Annotated in this window: 15 protein-coding genes; 12 read left to right on the forward strand and 3 right to left on the reverse strand. The window is 60.2% G+C overall.

Translation table 11 applies throughout. From position 1 onward, the window contains the following. Positions 1-30 precede the first annotated feature (30 nt). The 8 genes from ACM1ZW_RS00290 (at position 31) to ACM1ZW_RS00325 (ending at position 9292) form a co-directional block, all read left to right on the forward strand. Positions 31-1821 carry an acyclic terpene utilization AtuA family protein gene (locus ACM1ZW_RS00290; protein ID WP_162491069.1) on the forward strand — a complete coding sequence of 597 codons (1791 nt, stop codon included), beginning with the start codon at positions 31-33 and terminating at the stop codon, positions 1819-1821. Between the two features lie 12 nt (positions 1822-1833). Beyond that, complete coding sequence (locus ACM1ZW_RS00295) at positions 1834-2703, forward strand: SDR family oxidoreductase (protein ID WP_414878096.1); 870 nt, start codon at positions 1834-1836, stop codon at positions 2701-2703. 3 nt (positions 2704-2706) lie between these two features. Beyond that, positions 2707-4323 (forward strand): geranyl-CoA carboxylase subunit beta, encoded by a 1617-nt coding sequence (gene atuC, locus ACM1ZW_RS00300; protein ID WP_414878095.1) that lies wholly within the window; start codon positions 2707-2709, stop codon positions 4321-4323. Between the two features lie 24 nt (positions 4324-4347). Further along, on the forward strand, positions 4348-5505 hold the full coding sequence (gene atuD, locus ACM1ZW_RS00305) for a citronellyl-CoA dehydrogenase (RefSeq protein ID WP_414878094.1): 1158 nt from the start codon (positions 4348-4350) through the stop codon (positions 5503-5505). Continuing rightward, positions 5502-6299, forward strand: coding sequence for an enoyl-CoA hydratase/isomerase family protein (locus ACM1ZW_RS00310; protein ID WP_416739991.1), 798 nt, complete (start codon positions 5502-5504; stop codon positions 6297-6299). The genes atuD and ACM1ZW_RS00310 overlap by 4 nt, the downstream gene beginning before the upstream one ends. Before the next feature lie 63 nt (positions 6300-6362). Then, positions 6363-8324 carry an acetyl/propionyl/methylcrotonyl-CoA carboxylase subunit alpha gene (locus ACM1ZW_RS00315; RefSeq protein WP_416739992.1) on the forward strand — a complete coding sequence of 654 codons (1962 nt, stop codon included), beginning with the start codon at positions 6363-6365 and terminating at the stop codon, positions 8322-8324. Positions 8325-8395: 71 nt separating this feature from the next. Then, complete coding sequence (locus ACM1ZW_RS00320) at positions 8396-8938, forward strand: exonuclease domain-containing protein (RefSeq protein ID WP_017339982.1); 543 nt, start codon at positions 8396-8398, stop codon at positions 8936-8938. Between the two features lie 69 nt (positions 8939-9007). Beyond that, positions 9008-9292, forward strand: a complete 285-nt coding sequence (locus tag ACM1ZW_RS00325) for a pyrimidine/purine nucleoside phosphorylase (protein ID WP_017339983.1) — start codon at positions 9008-9010, stop codon at positions 9290-9292. A 70-nt stretch (positions 9293-9362) separates the two neighbouring features. On the opposite strand, the gene ACM1ZW_RS00330 is transcribed toward ACM1ZW_RS00325, so the two are convergent. Then, positions 9363-10169, reverse strand: coding sequence for an MOSC domain-containing protein (locus ACM1ZW_RS00330; RefSeq protein ID WP_416739993.1), 807 nt, complete (start codon positions 10167-10169; stop codon positions 9363-9365). A 112-nt stretch (positions 10170-10281) separates the two neighbouring features. Beyond that, positions 10282-11217, reverse strand: coding sequence for a chemotaxis protein CheV (locus ACM1ZW_RS00335; RefSeq protein ID WP_017339985.1), 936 nt, complete (start codon positions 11215-11217; stop codon positions 10282-10284). A 462-nt stretch (positions 11218-11679) separates the two neighbouring features. Between ACM1ZW_RS00335 and ACM1ZW_RS00340 the strand changes: the two genes are divergently transcribed. The 3 genes from ACM1ZW_RS00340 to ACM1ZW_RS00350 all read left to right on the forward strand — a co-directional run bounded on the left by ACM1ZW_RS00340 (position 11680) and on the right by ACM1ZW_RS00350 (position 14036). Then, a complete protein-coding gene (locus ACM1ZW_RS00340) occupies positions 11680-12147 on the forward strand; it encodes a hypothetical protein (RefSeq protein ID WP_017339986.1) in 468 nt (155 codons plus the stop codon). A gap of 339 nt (positions 12148-12486) precedes the next feature. Then, positions 12487-13380, forward strand: coding sequence for a sensor histidine kinase (locus ACM1ZW_RS00345; protein ID WP_017339987.1), 894 nt, complete (start codon positions 12487-12489; stop codon positions 13378-13380). Next, the gene (locus ACM1ZW_RS00350) at positions 13377-14036 is read left to right on the forward strand and encodes a response regulator transcription factor (protein WP_017339988.1); all 660 of its coding nucleotides are present in this window, start codon (positions 13377-13379) and stop codon (positions 14034-14036) included. Before ACM1ZW_RS00345 ends, ACM1ZW_RS00350 begins: the two co-directional genes overlap by 4 nt. Here ACM1ZW_RS00350 and yegS read toward each other — a convergent pair. Continuing rightward, the gene (yegS, locus tag ACM1ZW_RS00355; protein WP_017339989.1) at positions 14020-14937 is read right to left on the reverse strand and encodes a lipid kinase YegS; all 918 of its coding nucleotides are present in this window, start codon (positions 14935-14937) and stop codon (positions 14020-14022) included. The two genes, ACM1ZW_RS00350 and yegS, sit on opposite strands and share 17 nt — an antisense overlap. Positions 14938-15163: 226 nt before the next feature. Here yegS and ACM1ZW_RS00360 point away from each other — a divergent pair, with 226 nt between their 5' ends. After that, entirely contained in the window at positions 15164-15472 is a 309-nt protein-coding gene (locus ACM1ZW_RS00360) for a hypothetical protein (RefSeq protein ID WP_414878106.1), read from the forward strand. Positions 15473-15495 lie beyond the last annotated feature (23 nt).

A 15495-nucleotide genomic window follows, 5' to 3' on the forward strand; every position in this document is an offset into this window, starting at 1 on the left:
CGATTGTCGGAGGTGGCTATGGAAAGGGCTGTGCCTGAAACGATACGCATCGGTTGCGCCAGCGCCTTCTGGGGCGACACCTCGACCGCCGCCGCGCAACTGGTGGAAGGCGGGCGCCTGGACTATCTGGTGTTCGATTATCTGGCCGAGATCACAATGTCGATCATGGCCGGTGCGCGGATGAAAGATCCACAGGCCGGCTACGCCAGTGACTTCATCGAAGTCCTCAGCCCTCTGCTGGGGCCACTCGCCGAACAGAAAATCCGCGTCATCAGCAACGCCGGCGGCGTCAATCCACACGCCTGCGCGGCTGCGTTGCAAGCGGCCTGCGACAAGGCTGGCGTGGCGCTGAAAATCGCGGTGCTGCTGGGTGATGACCTGCAACCGCAGTTCAAACAGCTGAGCAGCCGCGGCCTCCATGAAATGTTCAGCGGCGCCCCCTTGCCACCGATGTGCGTTTCCACCAACGCCTACCTCGGCGCGCCGGGCATTGTCGAAGCCTTGCGTCTGGGCGCGGACATCGTGATCACCGGGCGTGTGGTCGACAGTGCCGTGGTCAGCGCGGCGCTGGTGCATGAATTCGGCTGGTCCTGGCACGACTACGACAAACTCGCCCAAGCCGCCCTCGCCGGCCACATCATCGAATGCGGCGCCCAGTGCACCGGCGGCAACTTCACCGATTGGCGCGACGTGCCCGATTACGAACACATCGGTTTCCCCATCGTCGAAGTCAGCGCCGACAGCCAGTTCATTGTCAGCAAACCCGAAGGCTCCGGCGGCCTGGTGACGCCCCTTACCGTCGGCGAGCAAATGCTCTATGAAATCGGCAACCCGCAGGCTTATCTCTTGCCCGATGTAGTCTGCGATTTCACCCAGGTCAAACTTCAGCAACAAGGCAAAAATGCGGTTCAGGTGCATGGTGCAAAGGGTTTGCCTCCAACGGACCAATACAAGGTCAGCGCGACTTATCCGGATGGTTTCCGCTGCACTGCCAGTTGCCTGATTGCCGGCATCGATGCAGTGGACAAGGCCCGGCGTGTCAGCGAAGCGATCATCAACAAGACCTCGGAAATCTTCAGCCAGCGCGGCTGGGCGCCCTACAGCGAAGTGAACATCGAGCTCCTGGGCAGCGAAGCGACCTACGGCCCCCATGGCCAGCGACAGGACAGCCGCGAAGTGGTGATCAAACTCGCCGTGCGTCACCCGAGCAAACAGGCGTTGATCGTGTTCTCCCGGGAAATTGCCCAGGCTGCCACCGGCATGGCGCCGGGGCTGACCGGGATTGTCGGCGGGCGGCCGACGGTGTATCCGCTGATCCGGCTGTTCTCGTTCCTCATCGACAAAAGCGCCTGCACGCTGGACATTGATCTCAACGGTCAGCGTCACCCGTGTGCCCTGCCCGCTCTCGACGTGCTCACCACCGCGGACCTGCCGGTGCCGTTCGAACCACCGAAGCCCACGGGTCGCGCCGATGCCAGCGTGGCGCTGATCAAGCTTGCGGTCGCACGTTCCGGCGACAAGGGCAATCACAGCAACATCGGCGTCATGGCCCGCGAGCCGGAATACCTGCCCTGGATTGCCGAAGCCTTGACCCCGGCCGTGATCGTCGACTGGATGAGCCACGTGCTCGACCCGGTTCACGGGCGTGTCGAGCGCTGGTACCTGCCCGCGACCCACAGCCTTAACTTTCTACTGGAGAACGCGCTGGGCGGGGGCGGCGTGGCCAGCCTGCGGATCGATCCCCAAGGCAAAGCCTTCGCCCAACAACTGCTGGACATCCAGATTCCGGTGCCTCAGCGCATCGCCGACCAGGTCAACTAGAGGACTGCCGCCGTGGCCTACGATTCGATTTTCAAAGCCGATCTGTTTGCCGGCCAAAACATCATCGTCACCGGTGGAGGCAGCGGCATCGGCCGCTGCACCGCTCATGAACTGGCGGCGCTCGGTGCCCATGTGCTGTTGATCGGGCGCAATGCCGACAAACTGAAATCCGTGACCGCCGAAATTATCGAGGATGGCGGCAAGGCTGACTGGCAGACCTGCGATATTCGCGAGGAAGAAGCGGTCAAGCATCTGGTCAGCGAACTGATCCGCAAGCACGGGCCGATCCACGGACTGGTCAACAATGCCGGAGGCCAGTTCCCTTCGCCGCTGGCCTCGATCAATCAGAAGGGCTTCGAAACCGTGATGCGCACCAACCTGGTGGGCGGTTTCCTGATGGCCCGGGAAGTGTTCAATCAATCCATGAGCAAACACGGCGGCGCCATCGTCAACATGCTCGCCGACATGTGGGGCGGCATGCCCGGCATGGGCCACTCGGGCGCGGCGCGCTCGGGCATGGACAACCTGACCAAGACCGCTGCGTTCGAATGGGGTTACGCCGGGGTCCGGGTCAACGCGGTGGCGCCGGGCTGGATCGCCTCCAGCGGCATGGACACTTACGAAGGCGCGTTCAAAGCGGTGATTCCGACCTTGCGCGAACACGTGCCGCTGAAACGCATCGGCACCGAATCGGAAGTCAGTGCGGCGATCGTATTCCTGCTCAGCCCGGCCGCGGCGTTCGTCAGTGGCAGCACCTTGCGTATCGACGGCGCCGCGAGCCTGGGCGGCCGGGCGTGGCCGATTCACAAGGCGACCAACAGCAAGTCGTACAACGGTTTCCACCGCGCGTACTTACCAGAAGTGCTCAAGGACAAGGAATAAGTCATGCCGGTGATTCAGTCGCAAATCGACCCGAACAGCGAACAGTTCGCCCGGAACCGTGCCGCGATGCTGGCGGGTATCGAGCAGGTCCGTCAGCTCGAACAAAACCTGCTGAACAAAGCAGCCGAAGCCAAACCGAAGTTCGACAAGCGCGGGCAATTGCTGCCCCGTGAGCGCCTCAACCTGTTGCTCGACCCCGGTGCGCCGTTCCTCGAACTGGCAAGCCTGGCCGGTTACAAGTTGCATGACGACAAGGACGGCAGCTCGGCGGGCGGCGGCTTGATCGCCGGGATCGGCTACGTGTCGGGTGTTCGTGTTTTGGTCGTGGCGAACAACAGCGCGATCAAGGGCGGAACCATCTCCCCCAGCGGTTTGAAAAAATCCCTGCGCCTGCAACAGATCGCCATGGAAAACAAATTGCCGGTGATCACCCTCGCCGAAAGCGGCGGCGCCAACCTTAATTACGCTGCGGAGATTTTCGTCGAAGGCGCGCGCAGCTTTGCCAACCAGGCGCGGATGTCGGCCATGGGGTTGCCACAGATCACGGTGGTCCATGGCTCCGCCACGGCAGGCGGCGCGTATCAGCCGGGGCTGTCGGATTACGTGGTGGTGGTGCGCGGCAAAGCCAAGCTGTTTCTCGCCGGACCGCCCCTGCTCAAGGCGGCCACCGGCGAAGTCGCCACCGATGAAGAGCTGGGCGGCGCCGAGATGCACGCGCAAACCGCCGGCACCGCTGAATACCTGGCCGAGAACGATGCCGATGGCGTGCGTCAGGTCCGGGAGATTGTCAGCCTGCTGTCGTGGAACGATCAATTGCAGTGGGTCCCCGAACGTCACTACCAGCAACCGCTCTACCCCATCGACGAACTACTCGGGCTGATCCCCGACGACCCGAAAAAACCCTATGACGTGCGCGAAATCGTCGCGCGAATCGCCGACGGTTCTAACTTCCTCGAGTTCAAGGGTGAGTTCGATCAACAAACCGTCTGCGGTCATCTGCAGATTCAGGGCCGCGCCTGCGGCTTCATCGGCAACAACGGCCCGATCACGCCCAAAGGCGCGAGCAAGGCTGCGCAGTTCATTCAGCTGTGTGATCAGAGCCGCACGCCTCTGCTGTTCTTCCACAACACCACCGGGTTCATGGTCGGCACCGAGTCCGAGCAACAAGGCGTGATCAAGCACGGCGCCAAAATGATCCAGGCAGTGGCCAACGCCCGGGTGCCAAAACTGACGATCGTTGTCGGTGGCTCCTATGGCGCCGGCAACTATGCAATGTGCGGCCGCGGCCTCGACCCGCGCTTCATCTTCGCCTGGCCCAACAGCCGCACGGCGGTGATGGGCGGTGCTCAGGCCGGCAAGGTCCTGCGGATCGTCACCGAGGCCAAACAGCTCAAGGACGGTCTGGTGCCTGACCCGAAGATGCTCGACATGCTGGAGCAGGTCACCGCGCAGAAACTCGACAGCCAGTCCACCGCGCTGTACGGCAGTGCCAACCTGTGGGACGACGGGCTGATTGATCCCCGGGATACCCGCACGTTGCTCGGCTATTTGCTGGACATCTGCCATGAGGCCGACCTGCGGCCGCTGCAAACCAACAGTTTTGGCGTCGCCCGGTTCTGAACCGGCCAGAGGAGAACAATAAAAATGATCTTCACCCAGGAACACGAAGCACTGCGCCGCACCGTTCGCCAATTCGTCGAGCACGAAATCAACCCGCACGTCGATGAGTGGGAAAAGGCCGGGCGTTTTCCGATCCACGACATTTTTCGCAAGGCGGGTGAGCTCGGCCTGCTGGGGATTTCCAAACCGGAAAAATTCGGCGGCATGGGGCTCGACTACAGCTATTCGATCGTCGCCGCCGAAGAGTTCGGCACCATCCATTGCGGCGGGATCCCGATGTCCATCGGCGTTCAGACCGACATGTGCACGCCGGCGCTGGCACGCTTCGGCTCCGATGAACTGCGTGAAGAGTTCCTGCGGCCGGCGATTACCGGCGAACAGGTCGGTTGCATTGGCGTGTCGGAAGTCGGTGCCGGCTCCGACGTGGCCGGCTTGAAAACCACCGCTCGCAAAGACGGTGACGACTACGTGATCAACGGCAGCAAGATGTGGATCACCAACTCGCCGAGCGCCGATTTCATCTGCCTGCTGGCCAACACCTCGGACGACAAGCCGCACATCAACAAATCGCTGATCATGGTGCCGATGAACACCCCAGGCATCAGCCTCAGTTCGCACCTGGACAAGCTCGGCATGCGCAGCTCGGAAACCGCCCAGGTGTTTTTCGACAACGTGCGCGTACCGCAACGCAACCGCATCGGGCATGAAGGTGCGGGATTCATGATGCAGATGCTGCAATTCCAGGAGGAACGTCTGTTCGGCGCCGCGAACATGATCAAGGGCCTGGAATACTGCATCGACAGCACCATCGAGTACTGCAAGGAACGCAAAACCTTCGGCAATGCGTTGATCGACAATCAGGTCATCCACTTCCGCCTCGCCGAGCTGCAAACCGAAGTCGAATGCCTGCGCGCGCTGGTCTATCAGGCCACCGAGCAATACATCAAAGGTCAGGACGTCACGCGCCTGGCGTCGATGGCCAAACTCAAGGCCGGGCGACTGGGCCGCGAAGTCAGCGACAGTTGCCTGCAATACTGGGGCGGCATGGGCTTCATGTGGGACAACCCGGTGGCCCGCGCCTACCGCGACGTGCGGCTGGTATCGATTGGCGGCGGCGCCGACGAAATCATGCTGGGGATCATCTGCAAACTCATGGGCATCCTGCCGGGGAAAAAGAAATGAGCACCCTGCCGGTTTGCCAGACGTTATTGCTCGAATTGCATAACGGTGTGCTGCACATCACCCTCAACCGCCCGGAAAGCCGCAATGCCATGAGCTTGCAGATGGTCACCGAGTTGCGTTCGGTGCTATCGGCAGTTCGCGATGATCGCGAGATTCGGGCCCTGGTGATCGGAGGTGCCGGCGGGCACTTCTGCGCCGGTGGCGACATCAAGGACATGGCCAATGCCCGTGCTCAGGGACCATCGGCGTACCGCGATTTGAACCGGGCGTTTGGCGCGCTGCTGCAGGAAGTGCAACACGCGCCACAAGTGGTGATCACGGTGCTGCAAGGCGCGGTGCTCGGCGGTGGTCTGGGGCTGGCATGCGTCAGCGATGTCGCTCTGGCGGATCATCAGGCGCAATTCGGTTTGCCGGAAACCAGCCTCGGCTTGCTGCCCGCGCAGATTGCGCCGTTCGTGGTGCAGCGTATCGGTTTGACCCAGGCTCGACGGTTGGCACTGACTGCAGCGCGATTTGATGGAACCCACGCCCGCCGCATGGGGCTGGTGCATTTTGTCGAGCATGACGCGCAAGCGCTGGCCGAGCGTCTCGATGAAGTCCTGGCCCATGTGCTGTGCTGCGCGCCGGGGGCGAATGCGACGACCAAAAAGCTGTTGCTGGCGAGTGCCGGACAGCCTTCGGATGCGCTGTTGGATGAAGCGGCTGATTGGTTCAGCGAAGCGGTGACCGGGGCTGAAGGGGTCGAAGGGACCATGGCTTTCGTGCAGAAGCGTAAACCGGGGTGGGCCCTTTAAAAGCATCGCGGGCAAGCCCGCGATGAGGCCATCACATTCACCGCAAAAACAAGAGAACAACCCATGCCCGGACTCAGCAAAATACTGATCGCCAACCGCGGTGAGATCGCCTGTCGCATCCAGCGCACCGCCCAGGCCCTGGGCTACCGCACCGTCGCCGTATTCAGCGACGCAGATGCAGACGCGCTGCACGTACAGATCGCCGACGAAGCCATCAACATCGGCCCGGCCCCGGTGCAGCAATCGTATCTGAACATCCCGGCCATTCTCGATGCCGCCCGCCGCACCGGCGCCGACGCGATCCACCCCGGCTACGGTTTCCTCTCGGAAAACGCCGGGTTCGCCCGCGCCTGCCGAGACGCAGGCATGACCTTCATCGGCCCCAGCCCCGAAGCCATCGAACTGATGGGTAGCAAGCGCCTGTCGAAACTCGCCATGCTCGACGCCGGTGTGCCGTGTATCAAAGGCTATCAGGGCGCCGAGCAGGATGATGCGACGCTGAGCCGCGAAGCCGAACGCATCGGTTTTCCGTTGATGATCAAGGCCAGTGCAGGCGGTGGCGGGCGGGGCATGCGCCTGGTGCACGAGGCCGGCGAGTTGCTGGCGCAGATCCGCACCGCGCGCTCCGAAGCGCTGCATGGGTTTGGCAGCGACGAGCTGATTCTCGAACAAGCGTTGATCGACCCGCGTCACGTCGAGGTTCAACTGTTCGGCGACCAGCAAGGCAACCTGATCTACCTCGGCGAGCGCGACTGTTCGATCCAGCGTCGCCACCAGAAAGTCATCGAGGAAGCGCCCTGCCCGGTCATGACCGCCGAGCTGCGTCAGGCCATGGGCGAAGCAGCGCTCAAGGCCGGTCGCGCGGTGAATTACGTCGGCGCTGGCACCGTGGAGTTTTTGCTGGATGCGCGCGGACAGTTTTATTTTCTGGAAATGAATACCCGGTTGCAGGTGGAACACCCGGTAACGGAACTGATCACTGGCCTGGATCTGGTGGCCTGGCAACTGCACGTCGCCGAAGGGCTGCCGTTACCGTTGCGCCAGGAGCAGGTGCAACTCAGCGGCCATGCCATCGAAGTGCGCTTGTACGCCGAAGACCCGACCCAGACGTTTCTGCCGCAAACCGGGCGGATCGCCGCCTGGGAACCGGCATCGCAGGGCGGCGTACGGATCGATCATGGTCTGATCGAGGGTCAGCAGGTCAGCCCGTTCTACGACCCGCTGCTGGGCAAAATCATCGCCCACGGCGCTACTCGCGAGGAAGCCCGGCGCAAGTTGCTGCGGGCAGTGCAGGACAGCGTGCTGCTCGGTCTTGCCAGTAATCAGCGCCTGCTTGCCAGCCTGTTGGAACATTCGCAATTCATCAGTGGCGAGTTCAGCACCGGGTTCATCCCGACGTATTTTTCCGATCATCCCTGCCTGCATCCTTATGTACCCGGCGCCGAAGAACTGGCGATTGCCGCTGCGCTGTTCTATCAGGCTTCAGCCCAGGCTCATCCCGCCGTGCTGGCCGGTTGGCGCAATAACGCCAGTGTGCCGCTGCACTATCGCATCGGCCTGGAGGATCAGGATTGGCCGGTGCAATTGAACGCGGTACCGGGCGAACCCTATCGGATTCAAGCCGCCGGACAGGCCTTCGAACTGAGTGTCATCCAGTGCGACGGGCGCTGGGCCAGCCTGGAAATCGATGGCATCCGCCGGCGTCATGCCTACCGTCTCGACGCCGGGCAACTCTGGCTTTTCACCCGTCCCGGGAGTCTGCGGCTGATGGATTGCACACAGGCGCTGGTCAGTAGCGAGGCCAGCGCCAGCTCCGGCACGCTCAAGGCTCCGATGGACGGCGCCATCGTCGATGTGCTGGTCACTGAAGGCAGCATGGTGAGCAAAGGCCAGCTGCTGGTGGTGCTGGAAGCCATGAAAATGGAGCACCCGTTGAAATCAGGCATCGACGGCGTGCTCAAGCGGCTGCAGGTCAGGGTCGGCGACCAGGTGAAAAATCGTCAGATTTTGTTGGAGGTCGAATAACCCGCTAGGCGGATCCGCCGGGTTTGGCTACGCTCAAACCCTATCAGGATGCGGATACCAGGAACCCTGCAATGCCTCACTGGCTGGTCATTGATCTGGAAGCCACCACCGATGAAGGGGGTTGGCCGGTTACGGAAATGGAAATCATCGAAATCGGTGCCACGCTGGTGGACCGCCAGGGTCGGGAGCTGGATCATTTCCAGCGTTTCGTGCGCCCGTTGCGCCGGCCCCTGCTCACGCCGTTTTGCCGCGAGCTGACCCGCATCACCCAGGCCAGTATCGACAGCGCACAACCGCTGACCGAGGTCTGGCCAGCCTTCGAGCGCTGGCTCGGCCAACATCATTCGCGCCTGGAAGGCTGGGCGAGTTGGGGCGATTACGATCGCAAGCAACTGCTGCAGGAATGGCAGACGCTGCAACTCGACAGCGAACTCAGCCGAGTACCGCACATGAACCTCAAACAGCGCTTTGCCAAGGCCCGACGCCTGGATCGTCCATTGGGGCTCAACGGCGCGCTGCAACTGGCGGGCATGCAGTTCACCGGCCAGCAGCACCGGGCGCTGGAGGATGCGCGCAATACAGCGCGTCTGTTACCGCTGATTCTGCCCCTCTAGAGAGGTGACGCCGCCAAAGGCCTTGTGCATACTGGCCGGCCCTTTTTAGCCCTTTTCGAGGAATCGCCCATGTTTAAAGTCAACGAGTACTTCGACGGCACCGTCAAGTCGATCGCCTTTGGCACCGCTGAAGGTCCTGCGACCATCGGCGTCATGGCTCCGGGCGAATACGAATTCGGCACCAGCCAGCGTGAAATCATGCACGTAGTGACCGGCGCCCTGACCGTCAAACTGCCGGATAGCACCGACTGGGAAACCTTCGAAGCCGGCAGCCAGTTCAACGTGCCAGCCAACAGCAAGTTCCAGCTGAAAGTGGCCGTCGACACCGCTTACCTGTGCGAATACCGCGGCTAACCCCCCAGGTTTTCACCGTACAAAAAAATGCCCGTGTCACTGGACACGGGCATTTTTCATTCAGGGTCGTTTATTCCAGCACGGTGACCGGCATGCCGACTTCGAGCTGGCCATTGCCATCGTTGACCAGATTCTGGCCGAACATCGCGCCCTCTTCCTGAGCACGGTATTTCTGCAAGGTCGCGAGCGGTTCCCGATCATCGCTGCGCAATCCGGTTTGCGGATCGATGGTGGTCAGAATGCAGCGTGAACACGGTTTGACGACGCGGAACTCGACATCGCCGATGCGGATACGCTTCCAGCCATCCTCGGCGTACGCCTCGCTGCCCTCGATGACCAGATTCGGTCGAAAGCGCAGCATTTCCAGGGGGCGGCCGACTTTCTGCGACAAGTCTTCCAACGATGCTTGCCCGATCAGCAACAACGGGAAACCATCGGCGAAAGCCACCTGATCGTCATCCTTGCCGTAACCCGCCTGAGTGGTGCGCGCACGATCAAGAGGGATTTGCACCAGTCGAGTATGTTTGCCAATGAATTCACTGACCCAGGCACCCGCTTCATCACCGGCATCAGGCACGCGCAAACTGTCTTTGAAGATGGTCACGCCGCGCAGTTCAGCGTCGCCGGCAGGCAAGGCGATATTGATTGGCATGTGGCCTGGGGCGCTCAGGGTCAAGCCACCTTCAGCATTCCACAACGCCGACAGCTGGCTCATCTGCCCGACGACACGCTGGGTCAGGAAGCGCCCGCTGGCCTCGTCCACCAGCATCCAGCGACGATCCCCGTCCAGTCCCAGTCTGTCGAGGCCGACCTGTTGCAAGGGCTCGGCCTTGCAGGATTTCAACGGATATCGATAAAGCGCGCTCAGACGCAGCATGGCCAGCTCCCTGGTGGGCAAAAAATGCCACCCTATACGAGCGTTCTCATTGAATCAAAGGCTGAACGTTGCCCACCCCACAGGTCGGTTGTTTGCAGCCTTTGACGCAGTATCAGGCAGGCACTTCGTCGAGCATCAGACGCTGGCGCACCACGTCGACCAGTTTGTCCGGCTGGAATTTGGAGAGGAAGTTGTCGCAGCCTACCTTCTTCACCATCGAGTCGTTGAAGCTGCCGGACAGCGACGTGTGCAGCACCACGTAGAGGCCACGCAGACGCGGGTCGTTACGGATTTCGGTGGTCAGGCGATAGCCGTCCATCTCCGGCATTTCCGCGTCGGTGAAGACCATCAGCAGTTTGTCGGTCATGTTCACGCCCGTATCGGCCCAGCCCTTGAGCATGTTCAGCGCTTTCAAGCCATCGCTGGCAATGTGCATCTTCACGCCCAACTGGCCAAGGGTGTCGCGCAATTGCGAGAGCGCCACGTTGGAGTCGTCTACCAGCAGCACTTCACGGCCACGGGCGCGTTCCAGGACCGGATCGTCGAGCTTCTCGCGGGACACCTTGGCGTTGTACGGGACGATTTCGGCGAGAACTTTCTCGACGTCAATGATTTCCACCAACTGATCGTCGACCTTGCTGATGGCGGTCAGGTAATGCTGGCGGCCGGCGCTGGTCGGTGGTGGCAGAATGGCTTCCCAGTTCATGTTGACAATGCGGTCCACGCCGCCAACCAGGAACGCCTGCACCGAGCGGTTGTACTCGGTGACGATGATCGTACTGGTCGGACTTGGCACCAGCGGACGCATACCGATGGCCTGGGACAGGTCAATCACCGGCAGCGTCTGGCCACGCAGGTTCACCACACCGCAGACAAACGGATGGCGCTGCGGCATGAGGGTCAGCTTCGGCAGCTGCAACACTTCCTGCACCTTGAAAACGTTGATCGCGAACAATTGTCGCCCAGCCAGCCGGAACATGAGAATTTCCAGGCGATTCTCACCCACCAGTTGCGTGCGTTGGTCTACCGTGTCGAGAATGCCGGCCATCAATGACTCCTGAGCTTGTTCTGATGAATTCACTAAAGAAGGTTATCGGCTGTTTTTGCCGGACCTTGACCCCCATACAAAATGCCACGCCCAGGCATTGATGTCACATTAACATCATGCTTTACTGAGCCCCTCAATTCATCTGCTTCAATCCCGGCGGCGCGACAACAGTTCGCACGTTAGGTTCCCCTGCGTAAGGGATTCCCCTAGTAACAATCAGGCCCAACCTGATATTCGCAATATCCAATAGCCATTAATGTGACGCCATTCTCATTGCATGAACGGAGTCAGGCTTTTGTGTGCGATCGCAGGTCAGTGGCCATCCACCCTCACGAATCCCCCCGCCTGCATCCGCGCCGGCCGGAGCGCGATCTCACAACGGCACTGCAACGCCGGGCCCCTGATGGTCCTGGCCGACACACACGACATTCCCTCATTTGACATGACGTTGTGGAGATAAGCATGCCGAACCGTAAAGAGTGGGCCCAACGGCTTCCGGTGTTTCTGGTCGAGGCTGAAACGCTCCTGGCCAAATCCGAGGAATGTCTGAGTCATTTGCAACTGATCAGTAATGACAAGGATGCCATCGAATGCATGATGAGCACCCTCCTCAAACTGGCCAGCAAGGCCGATGCCCTCGCGTTGGTCGCGGTTTCGGAGTTTTCGCTGCACATTCATGGCCTGCTGAATCATGCCCAGAATCATGTAGACCTGCATGACCAGGCATTGAGCGCGCTGAAAGACTGTTTCACATTGATGGCGTGGCAGCTTGAACTGATCGATCAGAAAACCGGCCAGCTCAGCCTGGATGACAGCGAACAGGCATCGCTGATCGAGGCCTTTGCCTTCCAGGTCGGACAAAGCCAGTTTCAGCCACCCGCTCATTCAAAACCGTTCACGCTCGTTTCTTTCTCGGAACGCCAGGCTTAACTCTCCCGATAACTACGCGATCACACGTATTCTTATTGTCATGCGGCCACTCTGTAACTTGCGCACGCTCATGTCGCAATTGAATACTTCATATCTGTCAACGACAGCTCATTACAAATATCCTTCCCTGCCGGCAAACTTTTTCCATTGTGGAACTCAAGTCCAGACTCTTTATTTCCTGACTGTACGGACATATATACAAACGCGACCAACGGTATCTTAAGTGGTATTATGCCGACCATTAGTTGACGTCAATTAATGGCAGAGTGACTCAGACAGAGACCCGTCAGTCAACATGACCGGTCTGCCCGCAGCGAACATCCATTGGCTCCATCCGCTATGTACGCCAGCCTCAAGTCAATCACCACGTGGCCACCCTCCCGAGAAAACGCGCGCCGGTTCACGCTATTGCTGTGTACCTGCTCGGCGCTCGGCAGTCTGGCGATCTATAGCCTGTCCACTCGCCTGCCACTCAGTCTGCTGCTACTGAATATGGCGGCGCTGGCTTGCGTCCTGGCGCAGCATTGCCTCTCGCGCAAGTCTATAAAGTTCGAACCACAAGAGCTGGCCGACCGATTATTGAAGGTTCAGGAAAACGAACGGCACCGACTCAGTCGGGAACTGCATGACGATATCGGCCAGTTACTGACTGCGGCAAAACTTCAAAGTGAATGGCTGAAACGTCGAATGCCCGAAGAGCTGCAAGATCAATGCTCAACGCTCTGCGACACGCTGGAAGAAACCCTGACCAAAGTTCGTGACGTGTCGGCCATTCTCAATCCCAGGCAGCTGACCAGCCTTGGGCTGGAAGCCAGTCTGCGTGCACATTTGCTCAAGACACTGGCTAATACGCAGGTGCACTGGAGCCTGGAATGCCACTCACGATTGACCGGCATCCCGGAAGAAATGGCCGTCGCCGCCTTTCGAATCACCCAGGAAGCGGTGACCAATATATTGCGCCACGCCGAAGCGAAAAATCTGTTGGTTCGCCTGCAACGCCAGCCTCAAGGCCTGACGCTGTTGATCAGCGATGACGGCCTGGGTTTCGCGCCGGCGACAGATCCCGGCCGTGAGGGACAACGTGGAATGGCCGGGATGTCGGAACGGATCGACCAGTTGGGCGGTACGCTGTGCGTGACCAGCGAGCCGGGCAAAGGCACTCAAATCGAAGCTCTCTTCCCGTGGGCGCCACGTGCGCTGGAACGGGCCAGTACGAATAAGGTTTTGCATTGACTTGTAACTTACTTTTGGTGGATGACCACTCGCTGATCAGAGCTGGCGTGCGCGCTCTGGTGCTGGATATTCCCGGCTACGCGGTAATCGGCGAGGCCAATGACGGCTCGCAGTTGCTCGAGATGGTCGAGCGACTGTCCCCGGACATCGTGCTGCTGGATATTTCCATGAAGGAAACCGGAGGCCTTGAAGCTTTGCAGCGACTCAAGCGAGTACACCCGCAAAGCAAAGTGTTGATCCTGTCGATGCACACTGACCCGGCGCTCATCATGCAGGCACTGGAATCTGGCGCTCACGGCTACCTGCTCAAGGACACAACGGCCACCGAACTCGAACATGCGCTGGATGCCCTGCGCAACAACGAGCGCTACCTGAGCCCGGCCATTGCCCATACCGTCATCAACCAGGCGCTGACCCGCAACCAGAAACACCAGCCGGAACCCGCCGACTCGCACAACCTGACCGCGCGCCAGCTGGAAATCCTGCGACTGATCGTTCGCGGAAAATCCACCCGGGAAATCGCCAACGGCCTGGGCCTGAGCATCAAGACGGTTGAAACCCATCGCTCGCAGATCATGAAGCGCTTGCAGATCTACGATGTGGCGGGCCTGGTCCTCTTCGCCGTGCGTGAGCAAATCATCAGCCTGGACGATTGATCGCTGCCGGGACACTCAGCAGTGGCGAATGCTCGGGCAAATGCACCCGCAGTGCCGCCGGGCGCGCCGAGAAGCGCAGGCTTTCGCCTTCCAGCGGTTCGCCATCAAGGTTGATGTAGAGGCCCTCCGAGACCTTGATCTCGACCCATGGCAAGCGCGCGCGCACAAACATGTTGTCGATACCGAAACCATCGGCAAGCAAGCTTTTCAATGTTCCGACCACTTCCTGCGGTGCAGGCAGAATGCTGATATCCAGCAGACCGTCGTCTGCCAGTGCGTGCGGGCACAGCATATGACCGCCGCCCGCCTGACGGCCATTGCCGATGCCCAACGCCAGCAACTCGCCACTCCACTGAAAATCCGGGCCATGCAGCTCACCATAGGCCGCATGCAATTCACTGAAGCGTGATAAACCGGTGAACAGATAAGCCGCGCCGCCCAGTACTTTTTTCAAGTCTTCAGAGGTGTTCGCCGTGACCTGGCTACCGAAGCCGCCCGTGGCCATGTTCAGGAACACCTGACCGCCGACCTCGCCCAAATCGATGGCACGGGGTTCAGCGTCCAGAAGTTTCAAGGCTTGATCAGGTTCCAGCGGCACACCCGCGGCGCGGGCGAAATCGTTGGCGGTTCCCAATGGCATCAGCACCAGACTGGCCTGCGTCGAATGCGCGGCCATTGCCTCGGCAATATCGCGCAACGTCCCGTCGCCACCGCCGGCGATGAGCTGCTTGTAGCCCGCCGCCAGCGCTTCGTCTACCAACCGCTGTGCGTCGCCGGCCTCCCAGGTCAGTCGGACAGCCAATTCCCAGCCTTGTGAGCGCTTTTCTTCGACGGCTGCCCGGACCTCCTCGTTGAGCGCCTGCTTGCCGTGCAGAATCAACAGTGCCTTGCGTTCGCCCATTGTGGTCACTCCCATGATTGAATTCCGTATGTGAAATGTGACCTCACTGCGCCCCATAAAAGTCGCAAAAAAATGAATTATTTCAAGTCGAACCGTATTGAGGTCCTACAAGGTGGGATTTTTTCTTACAAAACCTGAGGAATCGGCTCAATTGACCCTCAACCCTGATTGGTACAACTTGGCGGTACGGTTTATCCGTCATCAGCAGGAACTACAGGGACGTATCATGCAAAGCCATGACATCAGGATGCCGGTTACTCCGGTCACACCGCTCGCAGAAAGGCGGGCCAGCTATCAAACCGAATTCAATAAGTGCGCCAAAACCACTGGAGAAGTTGAAATGGAACCTCGAGTCGTTGAACTGGAAACACACCTCGAATACATCCGCAGAGACATGGAAGAAGTCCGGGGTGACGTCAGGTCCATCAAACACAGGCTCGCCTATTCGGCCGGCGGCACAGCCGTGGTTCTCGGGCTTCTGGGGTGGATCGCCAACAGTCGGTTCGACCAGTTGGTGGCACTTCTCGCTCGATAAGAGGACGCCATGAACGCAAAACC

This window comes from Pseudomonas sp. NFX71, assembly GCF_048079215.1.
GTDB classification, from domain to species: Bacteria; Pseudomonadota; Gammaproteobacteria; order Pseudomonadales; family Pseudomonadaceae; genus Aquipseudomonas; species Aquipseudomonas fluorescens_B.

Excerpts from the sequence above, each read along its gene's own strand:
- atuC (WP_414878095.1), top strand. The coding sequence starts at position 2,707 with ATGCCGGTGATTCAGTCGCAAATCGACCCGAACAGCGAACAGTTCGCC.
- atuD (WP_414878094.1), top strand. The coding sequence starts at position 4,348 with ATGATCTTCACCCAGGAACACGAAGCACTGCGCCGCACCGTTCGCCAA.
- ACM1ZW_RS00310 (WP_416739991.1), top strand. The coding sequence starts at position 5,502 with ATGAGCACCCTGCCGGTTTGCCAGACGTTATTGCTCGAATTGCATAAC.
- ACM1ZW_RS00315 (WP_416739992.1), top strand. The coding sequence starts at position 6,363 with ATGCCCGGACTCAGCAAAATACTGATCGCCAACCGCGGTGAGATCGCC.
- ACM1ZW_RS00320 (WP_017339982.1), top strand. The coding sequence starts at position 8,396 with ATGCCTCACTGGCTGGTCATTGATCTGGAAGCCACCACCGATGAAGGG.
- ACM1ZW_RS00325 (WP_017339983.1), top strand. The coding sequence starts at position 9,008 with ATGTTTAAAGTCAACGAGTACTTCGACGGCACCGTCAAGTCGATCGCC.
- ACM1ZW_RS00330 (WP_416739993.1), bottom strand. The coding sequence starts at position 10,169 with ATGCTGCGTCTGAGCGCGCTTTATCGATATCCGTTGAAATCCTGCAAG.
- ACM1ZW_RS00335 (WP_017339985.1), bottom strand. The coding sequence starts at position 11,217 with ATGGCCGGCATTCTCGACACGGTAGACCAACGCACGCAACTGGTGGGT.
- ACM1ZW_RS00340 (WP_017339986.1), top strand. The coding sequence starts at position 11,680 with ATGCCGAACCGTAAAGAGTGGGCCCAACGGCTTCCGGTGTTTCTGGTC.
- ACM1ZW_RS00345 (WP_017339987.1), top strand. The coding sequence starts at position 12,487 with ATGTACGCCAGCCTCAAGTCAATCACCACGTGGCCACCCTCCCGAGAA.
- yegS (WP_017339989.1), bottom strand. The coding sequence starts at position 14,937 with ATGGGCGAACGCAAGGCACTGTTGATTCTGCACGGCAAGCAGGCGCTC.
- ACM1ZW_RS00360 (WP_414878106.1), top strand. The coding sequence starts at position 15,164 with ATGCAAAGCCATGACATCAGGATGCCGGTTACTCCGGTCACACCGCTC.